Annotated in this window: 13 protein-coding genes; 4 read left to right on the top strand and 9 right to left on the bottom strand. The window is 58.5% G+C overall.

The genetic code is table 11. From position 1 onward, the window contains the following. Positions 1-37 precede the first annotated feature (37 nt). The 3 genes from FY156_22400 to FY156_22390 all read right to left on the bottom strand — a co-directional run bounded on the left by FY156_22400 (position 38) and on the right by FY156_22390 (position 2801). A complete protein-coding gene (locus FY156_22400) occupies positions 38-1057 on the bottom strand; it encodes a DUF4880 domain-containing protein (protein ID UXS04237.1) in 1020 nt (339 codons plus the stop codon). Between the two features lie 129 nt (positions 1058-1186). After that, positions 1187-1711, bottom strand: coding sequence for a sigma-70 family RNA polymerase sigma factor (locus tag FY156_22395; protein ID UXS04236.1), 525 nt, complete (start codon positions 1709-1711; stop codon positions 1187-1189). A gap of 196 nt (positions 1712-1907) precedes the next feature. Then, positions 1908-2801 (bottom strand): LysR family transcriptional regulator, encoded by an 894-nt coding sequence (locus FY156_22390; GenBank protein UXS05207.1) that lies wholly within the window; start codon positions 2799-2801, stop codon positions 1908-1910. Between the two features lie 99 nt (positions 2802-2900). On the opposite strand from FY156_22390, the gene FY156_22385 reads away from it, so the two are divergent. Then, the gene (locus tag FY156_22385; protein ID UXS04235.1) at positions 2901-4316 is read left to right on the top strand and encodes an aldehyde dehydrogenase family protein; all 1416 of its coding nucleotides are present in this window, start codon (positions 2901-2903) and stop codon (positions 4314-4316) included. A 190-nt stretch (positions 4317-4506) separates the two neighbouring features. On the opposite strand, the gene FY156_22380 is transcribed toward FY156_22385, so the two are convergent. The 4 genes from FY156_22380 to FY156_22365 form a co-directional block, all read right to left on the bottom strand. Further along, a complete protein-coding gene (locus FY156_22380; protein UXS04234.1) occupies positions 4507-4923 on the bottom strand; it encodes an organic hydroperoxide resistance protein in 417 nt (138 codons plus the stop codon). 131 nt (positions 4924-5054) lie between these two features. Further along, the gene (locus FY156_22375; protein ID UXS04233.1) at positions 5055-6398 is read right to left on the bottom strand and encodes a HAMP domain-containing histidine kinase; all 1344 of its coding nucleotides are present in this window, start codon (positions 6396-6398) and stop codon (positions 5055-5057) included. Beyond that, on the bottom strand, positions 6395-7135 hold the full coding sequence (locus tag FY156_22370; GenBank protein UXS04232.1) for a response regulator: 741 nt from the start codon (positions 7133-7135) through the stop codon (positions 6395-6397). Before FY156_22370 ends, FY156_22375 begins: the two co-directional genes overlap by 4 nt. A gap of 97 nt (positions 7136-7232) precedes the next feature. Beyond that, positions 7233-8291 (bottom strand): alpha/beta hydrolase, encoded by a 1059-nt coding sequence (locus FY156_22365; GenBank protein UXS04231.1) that lies wholly within the window; start codon positions 8289-8291, stop codon positions 7233-7235. A 321-nt stretch (positions 8292-8612) separates the two neighbouring features. Between FY156_22365 and FY156_22360 the strand changes: the two genes are divergently transcribed. Both FY156_22360 and FY156_22355 read left to right on the top strand, forming a co-directional pair. After that, positions 8613-10385, top strand: a complete 1773-nt coding sequence (locus FY156_22360) for a cytochrome c biogenesis protein DipZ (protein UXS04230.1) — start codon at positions 8613-8615, stop codon at positions 10383-10385. 41 nt (positions 10386-10426) lie between these two features. Continuing rightward, positions 10427-11182, top strand: a complete 756-nt coding sequence (locus tag FY156_22355) for an alpha/beta hydrolase (protein UXS04229.1) — start codon at positions 10427-10429, stop codon at positions 11180-11182. Between the two features lie 62 nt (positions 11183-11244). Here the strand turns inward: FY156_22355 and FY156_22350 are convergent, their stop codons facing one another. After that, positions 11245-12369, bottom strand: a complete 1125-nt coding sequence (locus FY156_22350) for an FUSC family protein (protein UXS04228.1) — start codon at positions 12367-12369, stop codon at positions 11245-11247. Continuing rightward, entirely contained in the window at positions 12366-12839 is a 474-nt protein-coding gene (locus FY156_22345; GenBank protein ID UXS04227.1) for a MarR family transcriptional regulator, read from the bottom strand. The genes FY156_22350 and FY156_22345 overlap by 4 nt, the downstream gene beginning before the upstream one ends. 234 nt (positions 12840-13073) lie before the next feature. On the opposite strand from FY156_22345, the gene FY156_22340 reads away from it, so the two are divergent. Further along, positions 13074-16268 carry an autotransporter domain-containing protein gene (locus FY156_22340; GenBank protein ID UXS04226.1) on the top strand — a complete coding sequence of 1065 codons (3195 nt, stop codon included), beginning with the start codon at positions 13074-13076 and terminating at the stop codon, positions 16266-16268. Positions 16269-16287: the final 19 nt, after the last annotated feature.

Here is a 16287-nt window from a genome sequence, read left to right as displayed (position 1 = left end):
TGCGACGCGAACAAATCTCACAAAAAAAGTTGAGTTTTTATCGAATGATTATGTAACCGCCCGGAACAACAGTGATTTTTCCACCGGCAGCGGTGGTTAGACTGTCGATTGCGGCCTCGGCGGAATCGATCCTGTAGTCGCCGCTGACGGCAACGTCGAGAAGTGCGCGATTAAGAATGAAGATACGGCCATCGAAATAACGGCCGACTTCTTCGAGCGCCTTGGAGAGCGGCTGCGCCTCGATGACGACACGCCCTTTCAGCCAACCGAAATTTTCATCGGAGTTGAACGAAGCGACTGAAGAGAGGGATTTTTCCGACGCAACGACCATCTCGCCTGGCGACAGATGCGCAACGGGGATGTCTTTGCGCTCGTGCACGGCATCAACCGCACCACGTTGCAAAGAGACCGTATCGGTGTCGTCTTCTGTGCGAACGCCAAACGCCGTGCCTTTGACACGCACTTCGCTATAGGCTGCAGCAACATGGAAGGGGTGCTCGGCATCGTGCACAACATCGAAAAAGGCCTCGCCCTGCAGAAGCCGCACACCGCGCTGCCCCTCGGTAAAATCCAGAGCCACGGCGCTGTGTGTATTGAGGATCATCCGCGAGCCATCCGGCAAAGCAATTTCGCGGCGCTCACCCGTAGACGTAGTGTAGTCCGCCAGCATCCGCGGCAGATAGTTCGATATCACATGAGCCGTGCCAGCGACGAGGACGAGCGACGCAGCAGAAGCCATGGCAAAGGATCGGAACGACCACCTGGGGCGCTTCTTCTCTCTCATTTCGTCGAGTAAAACGGGCTGCTGGCTGAGGTGAACTTCCAGTTCCTGTGCGGCGACCAGCGTTTCAGGCGCAGCCCACAAGCCATGGATCTCCTTCCAGGCCTTCTGATGGGATGGCGCGGCGGCGAGCCAGACGTCAAATTCGCTGCGTGTGGTCTTATCCACATGGCCAGCCGCTTCCAGCCGCACCAGCCAGTCCAGCGCCGCATCGACTGCCGGATCGGGATGCAGGAAAGTTTCCGATCCGCTCTGCTCTCCTGTGCCTTCACGCATCAAAACCGTCCGCTTTTCCCGTTTTCGCGCGACCATATGAACAGTGACGTTCGAGCAGGGCATATCTCACAAAAAAACTTCGCAGACATTGCTCAGAAAAATTTTTCTCGACAGAAAGCTGATGAAATCTCATGGGGCATCCATTTTGGTGCGCAAGTCGTAAAGCAATGCCATCACCATCTTGATATCGTTGAAAACCGTATTTGGCGAAACGCCGAGGTGTGCGGCGATACGGGGATAGGACCACCCTTCGACACGGCTGAGTACCCAGACCTTCTGAGCGCGTGGCGGCAATTTTTGCAAGGCTTCGCCGACAATGCGCAGGTTGTCTTTCTGGATTGCCTGCTCTTCTGCCGAAGGTGCGGTGTCGGCCACCTCACTTCCTTGGCTTTCGACCGCTTCGAGTGTCTCGGTGCCAGCCCGCACTTTTTTCCAACGGATATAATCGAAAGCGAGATTGCGCGCGGTCTGCCAGAGAAAGGCTTCCATGCGCTGCGGCTTTGCCGTTTCCACCGCCCGGCGGGCACGTACATAGGCCTCCTGCGTCAACTCTTCGGCAATGGCAGGGTCGCGTACAATCCGCAGAACGGCCTGAAAAAGGGATGAGCGCATCGCCGGAAAAGCCGCATCAAGGCGCGCAATATCGCTGTCCATGATCAGAGAATGCTTTCGGAAGCGGTCACAAGGTATCCGGCAAGAATAGTTGAGTTAAAAAGTCTTGTTTCGTTAGCGTGTCATGTGGAGGTTTGCAATCGCCGAAACGGCGACATAAAGAATCGCTCGCAACCGGTGCTAGAAGCAATTCGTCTTTATCGCAATATTCAAGCTTTGAATGATGGCTGCTCTTCCGCTAGTCCCAGCGCACTGCCTTTATAAGATCGATAAAGCTGCGCAGTTTCGCCGGTATATTGCGACGCCCGGGATAATACAGGCAGAGGCCTGGATAAGGCGGCGTCCATTCTGCCAGAACCTGCTCAAGGCGACCACTGGCGACATCGTCGGCAACCTGCCATTCGTTGAGATAGGCAAGCCCGGCCCCTTCTCTCGCCGCGCGCAGCATCAGGTCACTTTCATCGAGCGTCAATTTTCCAGGCACATCCATGGTGAAGCTCTCTCCCCGGCGCTCAAACTCCCAGCCATAGATTGCACCGCTGGCCATGCGCGCACGAATACAGTGATGGCTCTGCAGATCGGCTGGCGTTGTGGGCTTGCCGAAATGCCGAAAATAATCGGGCGAGCCAACGATTGCCGGCCGCACACTCCCGCTTATCGGGACAACAATCATATCCGGCGACACCGCCTCGCGAATACGAATGCCCGCATCGAAACCCTGAGCGTTGATGTCGACCAGCGCCCCTTCCGTGACGATCTCTATAGCCATCTGCGGATGAAGACGCATGTACTCCAGCACCACTGGCGCCAGAACCATACGGATCGCTCCAATGGAACTGTTGATCCGCAAGGTGCCTGTCGGCTCAGCCCTGTGCTCGTCGACATGCTCGACAGCGTTGCGGATGGCCGCCAGCGCCGGCACGATCTCCGCGACGAACTGCTCGCCAGCGGCTGAAAGCACGACACTGCGCGTCGAACGATTGAAAAGCCGCACACCCATCCTTGCTTCCAGTGTCGCGATCTGCTGGCTGAGGGCCGAGGACGAAATGCCAAGTTCTCGCGCTGCAGATCGGAAACCACCTTGGGCCGCCACCGCCACAACGGCTTCCAGTTCGGCCAGAGAGCCTCGCATCATTGTCCACATTTCCTTATCAGACCGCGCATCTTTGGATAGCTTATCAGGACATCATCGAAATGCCAGATATGACGCATCACCTCAAAGGAGTCAGACATGCGCCACATCGACAAAGTCTACATAGACGGCCAGTTCGTCACGCCCCACGGCACGCAAATCGCCGACCTTCATAACCCCTCGACTGAAGAGAAAATCGGCACTGTTCGCCTCGGCGATATCGAGGACGCGCAGGCGGCAATCGCCGCTGCCAAGCGTGCGTTCCCTGCCTTTTCAAGAACGACAAAGGCAGAGCGTATCGAGATGCTGAAGACGCTGAGTTCGGTTGTGTCGGCGCGAATTCCGGAGCTGACTGAGGCCATGGCGACCGAATACGGCGCGCCGCAAACGTTTACCCGCTTTGCCATTCCGCATGCGGCAACGACCTTTCTCGATATGGCGAAGGCGCTTCAAAGCTACGATTTCGATCGCCAGTCTGGCCAGACGAGGGTTCGGATGCAGCCAATCGGCGTCGTTGCAGCGATCACGCCCTGGAACAGCAACATCGGTTTCATTGCCTCAAAGCTCGCCACATCGATTGCCGCAGGCACGACCATCGTCATCAAACCCAGCGAGATGAGCGCCATCCAGACACAGGCACTGCTTGAATGCCTTCACGAAGCCGGGTTGCCGAAGGGTGTATTCAACGTCGTCAACGGCCTTGGCGATGTGGTCGGCGCCGAATTCTCGCGCCATCCGGATGTTGCCAAGGTGACATTCACGGGCTCGACCAGGGTCGGAAAGGAAATCCTGCGCGCTGGTGCGGAAAGCCTCAAGCGCGTCACCCTGGAACTCGGCGGCAAGGGCCCGAACATCATTCTGGATGATGCCGATCTCGACACGGTCATCCCGACCGTTTTGCGCATGGGGTTCATGAACAGCGGACAGGCCTGCGTAGCCGGCACCCGTATCCTCGCCCCCGCACAGCGCATGGAAGACATTCTGATGCGGCTGAAGATGAGCGCTGCGCAGTTCAAGGCCGGAGATCCTGCCGACCCGCAGGTGATGGTCGGACCAATAGTCAGCCAGAAACAATATGACCGGGTACAGTCCTATATCGATGTCGGACTTCAGGAGGGTGCCGCGTTACTGACTGGCGGCCTTGGCCGGCCGCAGGGTTTGAACAAAGGCTGGTTCACACAACCGACGATCTTCTTCAACGTCAACAATGAGATGCGTATTGCGCGCGAGGAAATCTTCGGGCCTGTTCTCTCGGTCATCGCCTATCACGACGAGGAAGAGGCGATCGCCATTGCCAACGATACCCCCTATGGACTGCAATCTTATCTTCACGGCACAGACATGGCGCACATGCAGTCGTTGGCCGAACGGCTCGATAGCGGTCGCGTGGTGATAAACGGTGCACCGCACGACCCGGCGGCACCATTCGGCGGGTTCAAGCAATCGGGTATTGGTCGGGAGTACGGGGTGTTCGGACTTGAGGCTTACCTGGAAGCCAAAGCCATTCTGGCGTGAACAGCAAACAGAAATGGCTCTTGCGGCAAAGCAAGAGCCATCTTTCGCTCGGGGTCAGTAGGCCATTGCCAGGCTATAGAGGCCGGCGAATGGAGACGGTTCTGCCGAGGCGGCGTCATAGATGCATGGAACTGCAAAGATCGACGCGATCAAGACGAGGATGACTGGCATCCGCATGGAAGCCTCCTGTTCAGACCAGATTGAGTTCAACGTTGATGTTGCCGCGTGTCGCCTTGGAGTAGGGGCAATTCTGATGGGCCTCCTCGACGAGCGTGCGGGCAAGTTCCGGCTCCAAACCCGGCAGGCTGACATTCAAACGCGCCTGCAGGAAATAGGCGCCCTCAGTTGTCCCGAGATCGACTTCGGCGTCCACCGCTGTCCCTTCAGGCAAACGCAGCTTGCGCTTGCCTGCAGCAAGCCCCATTGCGCCAATGAAGCAAGCCGACCAGCCGGCCGCGAACAACTGCTCAGGATTGGTACCCGGCTGAGTGGACCCCGGAGGCGACAACTTGACCTCAAGCTGCGCATCGTCGCTGCGGGCAAAGCCATCGCGTCCACCGGTGGTGTGGGTTTTGCCGGTGTAGAGAACCTTTTCGATCTTGGTCATGGAACACTCCTTTGTAACTGACGGGGATGTTCTGACGGATCGGCGTATCGCGCATGTTTCAGGAAACAACTGAAGTGTAACAGACTGTAGGAAACTGCCGCCAAGCGGCGGCAATCTTACAAAAAGGATGTTCAGCGCAGCGTGAGTTCCGCGGCCAGACCGCCGCCGTCGCGATTGTAGAGCCGGACCGAACCGCCCAGCGCACCCGCAAGCTGCTGGGCTATGGCAAGACCGAGACCTGCGCCACCCGTTTCGCGATTTCGCGATTGCTCCAGCCTGAAGAACGGCTGCATGGCCGCTTCGAGCATGTCCTGAGGGATGCCTGGCCCACGGTCCAGCACGGTGATGACGACCTCGCCACCGTCTCTCCGTTCAATGCCGATTTCAGCCGCACCGGAGAATTTGATCGCATTATCGATGAAGTTGGTGAGAATGCGTCGAAGCGCATGCGGCTTGGTTGCAACTGTACCCTGAACCAGATCGATCACACGGACCGACTTGCCCGTATCCTGATAATCGTAAGCGATGCTTTCAATGAAGGAAGAAAGATCGATCCGGGACGCCTTTTCCGCATTTCCATGCGCACTTCGTGCGTAAGCGATCCCGTCCTGCACGAGCCGTTCGATCTCGCGCAAGTCGCTGACCAGCTTTTCCTTTTCGGGCGTGTCATCCGCCATATCGGCCCGCAGGCGCATGCGCGTGATCGGCGTCTGCAGATCGTGCGAGATCGCTGCCAGAATTTGCACGCGCTCTTCCAAATGATGGGCGATACGGTCGCGCATGGCGTTGAAGGCGCGCCCCGCCCGCGCTACTTCGGCGGGACCCGTCTCGCGCATCGGCTCACCCTTCTTGCTCGGATCGACCGCATCGGCAGCGGCGGCCAGATCTCCGAGAGGACGGATCGCCTGGCGCACCGCAAACCAGGTACAAAGGAGCAATAGCGCCATCTGCACAGCAAAAACATAGGGAAGCCAGCTCGCAATCGGCATGACACCGCGCGGCGTAACATCAATGGTCAGTTCAGAACCATCCGACAGTGTGACATGCCCCTGCAGCCGCTTGCCGTCTTCCGGGATGGCCTCGACTCTCAGGGGAAATCTGTGGCCTGCGGCCTCTTCGATCCGCTCGGCAATCTCCGCGCCCCTTCCAGACATGTCAGGAACGCCCGGAAGACCCGGCCCCAGCAGAAGGCGGTAGTTGCCACGGCTGAGCCGGTCAAGCCACAGCGGCCGCTCGGTTGGCGGCAGCCGGTCGATAACGGCGATCGATGTTGCAAGATCGCTCTCGAGCGTGCCCAGCATCACAGCCTTGGCCGACATGTAACGTTCGATGAAAAGTATGCTGAAGGACAGGCTGTAGGCTATCGCCAACCCGATGAAGAGGATGATGAAAAGCCGCGAACGCAGGGTACTGGGCCACCAGCCGCGTCTGGCTGTGGCGGCGGTTGTTCCGTCGTTTCCAGCCGCGCCGCTCATACCCTTGGTTCCGATATCTCGACCGGCACAGAGAAGACATAACCTTCGGCCCTGACGGTCTTGATGTAGGTCGGTTCACGAGCATCGTCACCCAGACGCTGACGCAGGCGGCTCACAAGAAGGTCGATCGAGCGGTCAAACAATTCTGCGTCCCGACCCTGTGTGAGATTCAGCAACTGATCCCGGTTCAGCACACGTTGAGGATGATCGATAAAAACGCGCAACAGACGATATTCCGCACCGCTCAATGCGATTTCCGTTCCCTCCCTGTCGAGGAGGTGGCGTCCGACCGTATCAAGACGCCAGTCGCCGAAAGTCAGCAGATTTCCCGCCTCACTGATCTGCAGATTGGGCGGCAACATCCGTGTGCGGCGAAGAATGGCCTTGATACGGGCAAGAAGCTCACGCGCCGCAAAGGGTTTGGACAGATAGTCATCGGCCCCCATTTCGAGGCCGATGATACGATCCATCTCGTCATCACGGGCAGTCAGCATCAGGACCGGCGTCGCCTTGTGTTTGCCAGCCCGAAGCTCACGGCACAGAACCAATCCGTCATCACCCGGCATCATCACATCGAGCACGATCAGGTCGACCGCATTCTGCTCGAGAAATGTCCGCATCTGCCGGCCATCCGCCGCCACTGTTGCGCGCAATCCGTTCTTCTTCAGATAGCTCGAAACCAGCTCGCGGATTTCACGGTCGTCATCGACGACGAGGATATGGTCTATGTGTTCCATGAATGTCTTCAACGCCTTGACGCTAGCAAACAGCCCGATACCGAATGCCTAGTTGAGTTGAGAAAGAAAAGATATCGGTTTGCCGACGCGGGCAAGCCTAAAACTTCGCAACGTCGAGGACTGCCTGGGCAAATGCTTCCGGTGCTTCCTGCGGCAGGTTGTGCCCGATGCCGCCGGTGACGTTGCGATGCTCATACTTTCCAGAGAATCTGGCGGCATAGGCAGACGGATCAGGATGCGGGGCACCGTTGGCATCGCCTTCCATGGTGATGGTCGGAACTGTGATGACTGGCAGTTTTGCAAGCTTCTGCTCATAGGCGTCGTACTTGGCCTCACCCTCGACCAGCCCAAGCCGCCAGCGGTAGTTATGGATGGTGATGTCGACATGATCCGGATTGTCGAAAGCCGGGCTCGATCGATCAAACGTCGCGTCATCGAAATTCCATGTCGGCGAGGCGGTCTGCCAGATCAGCCGCACGAAGTCGCGGGTGTTGGCGGCATAACCGGCACGTCCGCGCTCGGTGGCAAAATAGAACTGATACCACCAGGACAGCTCCGCCTTGGGAGGAAGCGGCTTCTTGTTGATCTCCTGGCTGCCGATCAGATAACCGCTGACGGATACCAGTGCCTTGCAGCGTTCCGGCCAGAGTGCAGCCATGATGTCGGCGGTGCGGGCACCCCAGTCGTAGCCGGCAACAATCGCCTTCTCGATGCCGAGCGCATCCAGAAGCGCAATCATGTCCGCAGCAAGGGCTGCCTGCTGGCCGTTACGGGGGGTGTCCTTGGAAAGGAAGAGCGTTGTGCCGTAGCCACGCAGATAGGGCACGATCACACGATACCCGGCAGAAGCAAGGATCGGAGCGACATCGACATAGCTGTAGATGTCATACGGCCAGCCGTGCAGCAGCAGCACCGCCGGACCGTCTGCGGGACCCGCCTCGGCGTAACCAACATTGAGCACGCCGGCATCAATCTGCTTCAGCGCATCAAACGAGGTATGGCCACTGCCCTTAGCTGCAGCTTGACCGGCGGCAGGCAATGTTGCGGTGGCGGACTTTGCGTTGGCCAAAGTCGTAGCGCCAAGTTCGACAGCGGCAACCGTCATGGCGGCAATGCCAAAAAAACGGCGACGCTGAACATTGATTTCGTTGATCATGATCTTTTCTCCAATCTCCATAATGACGATCGGAAGAAAGCCGGCAGCATGTATCTGACGTATGTCGCTGAGCGTCGATAATTGCATGCGGGTGTAACTTTTCGGCCAGCAGATACACTCTGATACAATTCAGCAGGCGTTGCGCTCGTCACGGAAGACACGAATTGTCCCGTCTCCCGCAATCCCGGCCGTTTCTACACTTCGATACATTTTGCGTGGTGAACGGACACATCCGGGATACGTCGTATCGACCAAACTGGCGTCATCGCTGGTTCCACGGTCTCACGTTGTACCAGCTCCCGCTTTCGAGGAGACGAACACATGACGCTTCTTATCATTGCCTATCTGGGTGGAGCGCTGACGATACTCAGCCCTTGTATATTACCCATTCTTCCCTTCGTGTTCGCCCGTGCAGGACAACCCTTCCTGCGCAGCACGCTGCCCATGCTTGCCGGTATGGCGGTAACATTTGCACTTGTTGCAACGCTTGCCGCAGTCGGCGGCAGCTGGGCGATCCATGCCAACGAATATGGGCGCCTTGCTGCAATCGCATTGCTGGCTGTCTTTGGCCTGAGCCTCCTGTCACCGCAAATCGCCGCTGCGATCACCCAACCGGTTGTCGATCTGGGCAACCGGCTGGTGAATGCTCACGGCAAACCTGGCTCGGCATCGTCTGTCACCGGATCACTGATCCTAGGCGTGGCGACAGGTCTGCTCTGGGCCCCCTGCGCCGGACCGATCCTTGGCCTCGTATTGACGGGGGCCGCGTTGCAAGGCGCGAACATCGAGACCACGTTGTTGCTGGCAGCCTATGCCTCTGGCGCCGCCACATCGCTCGCTATTGCTCTTCTCGTCGGAGGTCGCGTTTTTGCTGCAATGAAGCAGTCGCTTGGCATCAGCGAACGCATTCGACAAATCCTCGGAGCGGCCGTTCTTGCAGGGGTTGCCGTGATCGCGCTTGGCCTCGATACCGGTCTTCTGTCTCGCCTCACTTATGCCAGTACATCATCGTTTGAACAGGCCATTCTGGACCGCCTTCATGGGAATCCGGACACCTCTGTCGCTCGTGAGGTCGCCAGCAACGGCACTGTGCCGCTCAATGGGGCCAACCAGCCCTTCCGTGCCGATCTTCCCATCGAGGGGCGTGCACCTTCGCTCGATGGTGCCGTCGAGTGGCTGAACTCACCGCCGCTGACTGCGGAGCAGCTTCGCGGCAAGGTCGTTCTCGTCGATTTCTGGACCTACTCCTGCATCAACTGCATTCGCACTGTCCCATTCGTTCGTGCCTGGGCGGAGAAATACAAGGATCAGGGTCTGGTTGTGATCGGTGTGCATTCACCGGAATTCGCCTTCGAGAAAAAGATCGACAACGTCAAACAAGCCATCAGCGATTTCAAGATCGGCTATCCGGTCGCAGTCGACAACGATTACAAGATCTGGCGCGCCTTCGAGAACAATTATTGGCCGGCTCACTATCTGATCGATGCCAAGGGTCAGATCCGCTACCACCACTTTGGTGAAGGCAATTACCGCCAGACCGAGCAGGCTATTCAAGACCTCTTGCATGAGGCTGGCAGCGAGATGGCGGCAAGTGCGCCCGTCGACCCGCAGGCCAAGGGTGCCGAAGCCAGTCCTGATCTGAAGAACATCCGTTCCGGTGAAACCTATCTCGGTTACGAACGCGCCACCGGGTTTGCATCGAAAGAACCCCTGCGTGCCGGTGTTGCCAGCGACTATACGAGCAGGGACCTCGATCTCAACGAATGGGGTCTTGCCGGAACGTGGACGATCAACCCTGAACAGGCTGTGCTCGACCGCGCGGGTGGAGAGATCACCTCCCGCTTCAGCGCCCGCGACCTGCATCTCGTTCTTGGCCCGGGCAAGGCAGGCAAGCCGGTCAGGTTCCAGGTCACGATCGATGGCAAGGCCCCTGGCACAAATCACGGCGCAGACATCGATGCCGATGGCAACGGCACCGTAACGTCGACCCGACTTTACCAGCTCGTACGCCAATCCGGTGAGGTGGAGGCGCGGAACTTCGAGATCCGTTTCCTCGATCCCGGCGTCGAAGCCTACGCTTTCACATTCGGCTAATTTCCCATCACCCCCTGAAAAATCCAAGAAGGAGACTGACCATGCAGCGTCTTATTTCAACTTTCGCAATTGCACTTGCAGCCAGCTTCGCTGCCTTCGCCGCCCATGCGGCAGAGGTGAAAAACATCGTGGTCGTGCACGGTGCACTGGCCGATGGTTCCGGCTGGAAAAAGGCAACCGAAATCCTCGAAAAGCGCGGGTTCAACGTCACCGTCGTCCAGCAACCGATCACGTCGCTTGCCGACGATGTCGCGGCGACCAGCCGCGTTCTTTCAATGCAGGATGGCCCGACATTGCTCGTCGGCCATAGCTACGGCGGTATCGTCATCACCGAAGCCGGGAACAATGAAAAGGTGGCGGGCCTTGTCTATGTCGCCGCCTTCCAGCCGGATAAGGGCGAAAGCCTGCTGTCGCTGGCGACATCCAAACCCTCCTCCGGCATGAATATTCGCGAGACCCCCGACGGTCAGTATCTCTATCTGGACCCCGCCGCCTTCGCCAATGATTTCGCCGCCGATCTGCCGAAGGACGAAACCGCCTTCATGGCCAGATCGCAGGTCTTCGCCGCAAAGCAGACCTTCTCTGCCAAGGTCGGCGATCCCGCCTGGAAATCAAAGAAGAGCTGGTCGATCGTCGCCACTGAGGACCGCTCGATCAACCCTGACCTCGAGCGTGACATGGCCAAACGTGCCGGTAGCCAGGTCACCGAGATTGCCGCAAGCCACGCCGTTTTCGCATCGCAGCCCGAAAAAGTTGCCGACGTGATTGAGGCCGCAGCCCGCCAGTCTGGCCAGTAACAGGTGCCTTTTCTCCAGCCGTTCCTGAACAGGAGCGGCTGGTTTTTCAGTCGCTCGGTCCGTCACACATGACGGTTTGCGAGGTGTTGTCGATCGTCCAGACTTGAGCAGAGAACCGCGAGAACGATCCCGATTGCTGCGCCAAGCAATGTGTCCAGAACGCGCTCCGGCACCATGGTGTGGCTAGCGGCATAGGGAGCAGCAAGATAGCTCATCAGCAGCGCCATTGGCGTGACGAGAATCTGGCCGAGGCCGTAATTCGAACCGATAATCACCTCCGTCGCGAACTGCAAACCGGCCAGAATGGCGATGATGACCCAGACGGACGGTTCCTGCTGCAAGATCCACCAGACGAGGATCGCACCGGCAACGGTCCCCAGCGTTCTCTGCAAGGCACGGTTCATGCTGATATGAAGATGTGAGCCCTGCATGACAGCCATGGCGCCAAGCACGGCCCAGGCAGGGTGCGCCGCACCGAGAACATGGGCCGCAAGACCCGCAATCGCCGAGCCGAGGGCGATGCGCAGTGCAGCGACGACGCGAGGGTTCCAAGGTCGAAGCGGCTCTACGGGGAAGGGAAGATCGCCGTTTGCCTTATGCCGGAACACTTCCGTCAGGCTGCAGATCAGCCAGGCAAGAAGGGCAACGATCGCCGTGGCAAGGCCACGCTCGATAATCTCGCTCGCCGACGTGACGTGCCCCATCGAGGCACCTGCGGCAAAAACGAAGATAAGAGCCCCCGGGGGCCCAAATCGCCCTGTCGTGACGATAAAAAAGAACGTGCCCGAGAGCAGCGCGAGAAGCAGGAGCAGCATGATGGAAGGCGCTCCGAGCCATGCCGCAAGCGACATCACGAGAACGCCAACCGTTTGCCAGAATGCGCATTGCAGCACGATCCCGCCACGCTTGCCCCGTTCAGCGAAACGGCCAAAAAGGGCGACCAACGCACCCAGTGAGGCAAACCCGATCAGATGAGACCATGACGAAAGATGGACAAGAGGAAGCGCAATCAGCACCGTCAATGCCGCCTGCAATCCGGCGAGTGCGGAATTGCGGAGGAACGGCTGACCCGCTACCGTCATGCTTTCACGAAATTGCCTCGGATGCAGCAGGTGACGGGCTGCATCGATACGGCGAGGACGTGTCACTGCAGGCAGGGCAATCTCGGAAGGCGTCTGATTGCTCATCTGGATTTCTCCTCGCGACGCCGCGCCTGGATCGCCGATAACCTCTCATCGATCCGGTCGAAGTGCTGAAGCATGATCGCAAGATCGTCATCGGAAATGTTGGCCAGCATCTCCTCCTCACCCTTCACCAGTTCGCGCCGGATCGCAGCGACACGCACTTCGCCGCTCTCTGTCAGATAGATCAGCCGCGCTCGGCTGTCGTTCTCGTCAACCCGGCGTTCAACCAGGCCCTGGCGACACAGAATATCCAGCAGGCGCACGAGGCTGGAGCCATCGATACCCACGAGGGCCGCAAGCTCTTTCTGCGTAATACCGCCACCGGTTTCCTGAAGATGAACGAGCGGTGCCCAGGTCGCATCGGAAAGGCCCGATTCAGCCAGGCGTTCGTCGAGAGCCCGGCGCCAGCGGCGGGCGAGCAAAGAGAAGCGGACGCCGAAACGTGCCCGTGGAGAGGAATGTTTGGAGGTCATGGTATGAGTAAACCACGATATAGTTTGATTTGCAATTCAAATTATATCGCTGAGATTTTCTGAAAACCGAAAGTGTGTCTTTCGCCATGCGAACGCCGTTAGCAACCTGCACGATTGCCCGACGCGATCGGGCACGCGATCGTTGACACTCAAGCTTCCGTTAACCATGATTGAGCGCGATTCGTTAATCAGCCGCCGATCCGATTCGGCATCCCTTTTTGCATCGGTCGCGCAATGACACAGCAACTGCTTCCGGTGTTTTCCCGACGCCTGACCTTATTCAGCGCACTTGCTTCACTGACGTTCAGCACGCCATCATTTGCCCAGTCCGTGTGGACAGGCAGCACCAACAATGAATTCAGCGAGGGAACGAACTGGGCTCCCGGCCTTCCTGGAGAGACTGATGCAGCCACGGTGAACAGCGGTTCGCCGCAGGTCACAAATGACGTCACGATCGATCAGCTTGGCGTCGATGGCGGAAACGTTACGATCTCCAACACCGGCGCGCTGACTGTAAGTAACGGAACGACGATCACATCGGGCACGGTTGGCATCAATGCAGGCGGCGTCCTGAATTCAGACGTCAACCTCGATGGCGGCGGCCTTGCTGTCGACGGCACCCTCAACGGCAATCTGATGCTGAACACCGGCAATGTGACGGTGAATGGCGCACTCGGCAGCGCGACCGTCGGAACCGGCACGGCGCTTTCCAACAACGGAACGGTGGGCGATGTCTCAGTGTCGTCGGGCGGAACGTTTGATAACAACAGTGGAGCTTCGGCCGCCACATTGACAAACGCTGGCACGGCATCCAATGCCGGCACCATCGGTTCACTGAACAACACGGCAGGAACCTTCACAAACAATACCGGCGGCATGATTACCGGCACAGCAACGATTGCCGGCGGGACGGTGGTCAACAACTTCGTCATCACCGATGCCGATGTCGCGGCCGTCGCCACATTCGTCAACAACAGCGACGGGACGGTCAGCACGCTCGTCAATGCCGGAACATCGTCCAATGCCGGCACGATCGGTACGCTGACGAACACGGCCGGCAACTTCACCAACAATAACAGCGGCACAGTAACCGGAAAAACGACCGTTTCAGGCGGGACGGTCACCAACAATTTCGTCGTGACCGATGTGGACGTTGCAGCCGTCGCGACCTTCGTCAACAACAGTGGCGCAACGGCCGGAAACGTCCAGAACGCCGGTACCGTCTCCAATGCGGGTACCATTGCATCACTTCAAAACGATGCGGGAAGTTTTACCAACAACTTCGGGGGTATCGTGACAGGCGGGACGAATGTCTCCGGCGGCAGTGTCACGAACAACGCAACCCTGAACGACGTCAACATCGGTTCGAGCGGAACGTTCACCAACACAACAGGCGCCGTCGCCGGTGCGGTTACCAATGCCGGCAACAGTTCGAATGCGGGCACAATTGCGTCCCTGAGCAATACAGCAGGAAGCTTCACGAACAATTCCGGCGGGACGATCACCGGAACCACCACGATTTCCGGCGGCACCGTCACCAACAATTTCGTCGTGACCGATGTGGATGTTGCGGCAGTCGCTACCTTCGTCAACAACAGTGGCGCATCCGCCGGCGCCGTTACCAATTCGGGCACCACGACCAACGCGGGTACGATCGCCTCTCTCCAGAACGATGGCGGGCTATTCACCAACAATAGTGGCGGCACCGTTTCGGGAACCACAACAGTCGACGGCGGCACTGTCGTCAACAATGCAGCCCTTGCGGATGTCGATGTCGGCGCACAGGGCACATTCACCAACAACAGTGGGGCCACGGCCGGCGCGGTATCCAATTCAGGCACCAGTGCAAATGCGGGCACGATCGCGTCCCTCGTTAACAGCAGCGGCTCCTTCTCCAATTCAGGCACCATCAGCGGCACCGCGACGGTTACAGGCGGCGAACTTGTCAACGACGGAACGGTAACAGGCACCATCGATATCTTCGACGGTGGCCTCCTTTCCGGTAGCGGGGTGTCTGGAGGACTTGTCGTCAATGCCGGCGGCGTGCTCTCCCCCGGCCCCGGCATTCAGACACTGGCTGTGAATGGCGACCTGACATTCCAGGCGGGATCGATTTACGCGGTCGACATCAATTCGGCAGGTGCCTCCGACCAGGTCAATGCATCGGGTGCGGTTACCATCAACGGCGGCACCCTAACGTTGCGTGCGGAAAGCGGCAGCTATGGGCTTTCGACCGATTACACAATCCTGACGGCCAGCAGCATCAGCGGTACTTTCTCAACCATTGACAGTGACTTTGCTTTCCTTTCTCCGTCGCTGTCCTACAGCAGCACGGCTGTCGACCTCAGCCTTGACCGCAACGACGTGCGCTTTGCCGATGTTGCACTGACGGCAAACGACCGTGCCACCGCAAATGCGGTGGAAGAACTGGGAGCTGCAAATACGCTCTACTCGGCTGTCCTGCCGCTGAATGTCGAGACTGCCGCCAGTGCATTCACGCAGCTCAACGGTGAAATCCATCCGTCACTGAAAAGCACATTCCTGTGGCAGAGCCAGTTTCTGCGCGAGGCAGTCATTGCTGAAATTTCGCAGTCTTCGGCACGGCGGTCGACGAAAAACGGCGATGTTTCGCTCTGGGCATCGGGCGTAGTGGCGCAGAACCATATCGGCAGTACTGGCAATGCACGCGGCATAGACAACACCGTGACCGGAACACTGGTTGGCGCCGACATCGCGCTTCTTGACCAATGGCACCTTGGCGGCGTTCTGGGCTACAGCGACCTATCCACAAATCCGCAAGCGGCTGCCGATTCCTACCATGCCGGCCTTTATGCCGTGGGCGACTTTGGCCCGCTGAACCTTATCGGCGGCGCTCTCTACAGCCGAAACGACATCACAACCCGCCGGGACATCGCGTTCGGCACATTCACCGATCAGCTTTCTGCCGACTACGCCAGTACCGCAGCTCAGGTCTTTGGAGACATTTCCTGGACGCTGAAGATGGATGGCATCGATCTCCAGCCCTTTGCCAATCTGGCCTACGTCAATCTCGAGACTGATGACGTCAAGGAAAGAGGCGGCGCTGCGGCTTTGTCGGTCGCCGGCGGTTCCGACAGTCTCGCCGTATCGACATTGGGTCTGCGCATGTCGTCCAACCTGGAGTTCGGCGGCTTGCCTGTCGTTGCATCCGGCATGATCGGCTGGCGACACGCGGCTGGCGACACGACACCCGTCTCGCTTTCCGCCTTTGAAGGTGGCTCACCCTTCATTCTTGAAGGCGTTACCATGCCACGCGATACACTTCTGGTCAGGGCAGGCATTGCTGCGCGACTGTCCAGATCAGCACGCCTCACGCTCACCTATTCCGGCGAGTTTGCACGCGGCTTCCAATCAAACGCGGCACACGCCAACCTGTCGGTCAATTTCTGAAGCAAGCGCCATCCCAGCC

Origin of the sequence: Agrobacterium tumefaciens (assembly GCA_025559845.1) — a bacterium.
Taxonomy (GTDB): Bacteria; Pseudomonadota; Alphaproteobacteria; order Rhizobiales; family Rhizobiaceae; genus Agrobacterium.
Note: the sequence above shows the minus strand (reverse complement) of the source record. Positions and strands in the feature narration are given on the sequence as shown.